This window comes from Streptomyces sp. NPDC006476 (assembly GCF_040612015.1).
In the GTDB taxonomy this organism is placed as follows: domain Bacteria; phylum Actinomycetota; class Actinomycetes; order Streptomycetales; family Streptomycetaceae; genus Streptomyces; species Streptomyces griseorubiginosus_B.
The window spans coordinates 1-1,656 of sequence record NZ_JBEXPK010000285.1 but is presented as its reverse complement, the minus strand read 5'-3'; the positions used below and the strand labels follow the sequence as shown (position 1 = coordinate 1,656).

2 protein-coding genes are annotated in these 1,656 nt (G+C 70.1%); one reads left to right on the top strand and one right to left on the bottom strand.

Annotated features, from left to right (window positions below; all coding sequences use genetic code 11):
* Nucleotides 1-113: 113 nt before the first annotated feature.
* Nucleotides 114-665 (top strand): hypothetical protein, encoded by a 552-nt coding sequence (locus ABZZ74_RS54055; protein WP_356951430.1) that lies wholly within the window; start codon nt 114-116, stop codon nt 663-665.
* On the opposite strand, the gene ABZZ74_RS54050 is transcribed toward ABZZ74_RS54055, so the two are convergent.
* Nucleotides 622-1,413, bottom strand: coding sequence for an IS5 family transposase (locus ABZZ74_RS54050; protein ID WP_356951431.1), 792 nt, complete (start codon nt 1,411-1,413; stop codon nt 622-624). The two genes, ABZZ74_RS54055 and ABZZ74_RS54050, sit on opposite strands and share 44 nt — an antisense overlap.
* Between the last annotated feature and the right edge of the window lie 243 nt (nt 1,414-1,656).

Genomic DNA, 1,656 nt, shown 5'->3' with positions numbered 1-1,656 from the left:
AGAAGCTGTTGTCTTTCCGGACTTGAGGACTGCGTTTCCGCTGGTCGGGCATAGGGTCGGCGATCTCGTGGGAGTTGTGGCCTGTCGTGCTGTCGCTGTCCGGGAGGTTGTGGATGCCGTCGGTGGTTGGGCTGTTGGAACAGCGTGAGCTGGGTGCTCGCCGTCGTGTGGACGAGCTGCGGGAGGAAGCTGACCGCGTCCAGGCCGAGTTGGCCGTGGCCGAGCGGGAATGGCAGGAGTGGGCCATCGCCTGCTCGCGGGTCGGCGAGGTGCTGGCCCCCGTGGACGAGAGCGGGCAGGACCCCGCCCGGGCTGAGGGGGCCGCGCCAGCTGCCGAGGAGCAGACCGGAAAGACGCCGCAGGTGCCGGAGGCAGCGAAGACGAAATCGCAGGTTCCCATGTGGCGTGAGGGGCTTGCCTGGTCGGTGCTGTCGGTGGACTACCAGCGCATCCTGAGGGCGCTCGCGGACCGGGCCCGTCTCCATCAAGGGCCGCTGACCTGCCAGGAGATGGCCGCCGTGTTCGGCATGGACGTGGTGCCGGCACGGGTGGAGGCACTGCGGTCGAAGGCGAAGCGCCTGGTCGCGCGCGGCTGGCTGGCCGAGCCGCAGCCGGGCCGGTTCACGCTCGCGCAGGGTGTGGCCGGGCCAGGCGGCGGGTCATGAGCAGGGCCATCGACCAGTAGACCATCGCCTCGGCGCTGGTGGTGCGCCGCTCGTAGTCGCGTGCCAGGCGGCGGGTGCGCATCAGGTGGGCGAAGAGGCGCTCGACGATCCACCGCTTGGGCAGCACCACGAAGCCGCGCATGGCGTCGCTGCGTTTGACGATCGCCAGGACCAGGGCGAGCGTGGCCAGGCAGTACTCGATGAGGCTGCCGGTGTAGCCGCCGTCGGCCCAGACCAGCTCCAACTGGTGGTGCGCGTCGGCGACTTGCCGCAGCAGCACCTGGGCGGCGGTGCGGTCGCCGACGTCCGCGGCGGTGACCATCACGCCCAGCAGCAGGCCGAGGGTATCGACCACGACGTGCCGCTTGCGCCCGTTGATCAGCTTGCCGCCGTCGAACCCGCGACTGTCCGCACCGACAACAGCGTCCGCCTTCACCGACTGCGAGTCGATCACTCCGGCCGTCGGCTCCGCGTCGCGGCCCACCTTCTCGCGGACCTGGGCACGTAGCCGGTCGTGGAACTCCTTGACCAGGCCATGGTCGCGCCAGCGGCGGAAGAACGCGTACACCCGGTCCCACGGCGGGAAGTCGGCCGGCATCGCCCGCCACTTGATGCCGTTGTCAACGAGGTAGCGGATCGCATCGAGTGCAGCCCGGTGGCAGTACGCCTCCGGCCGGCCGCCGCGACCGCGCATCCAGCCCGGCACCGGCAGCAGCGGCCGGACCACGGCCCACTCCGCGTCCGTCATGTCCGTCGGATAGCGCGGCTGCCGCACCCCGGTGTCGGCAGCGTTTCCGAACCGGTGAGCCAGACAGTCACACTCCCAGGTGACCGCACTGGACTGCCCGGCCGTCGGCACGGAAGACTGCTGCATCAGGGCCTCCTGCTGCTCGGTGATTCGACACCAACGAGCTGTTCAGGAGGCCCTGTCCGTATGCGCCAAGCGCCCCACGATCACCCAATCGGGACTCCCGTTCGACGCGCATCTCTC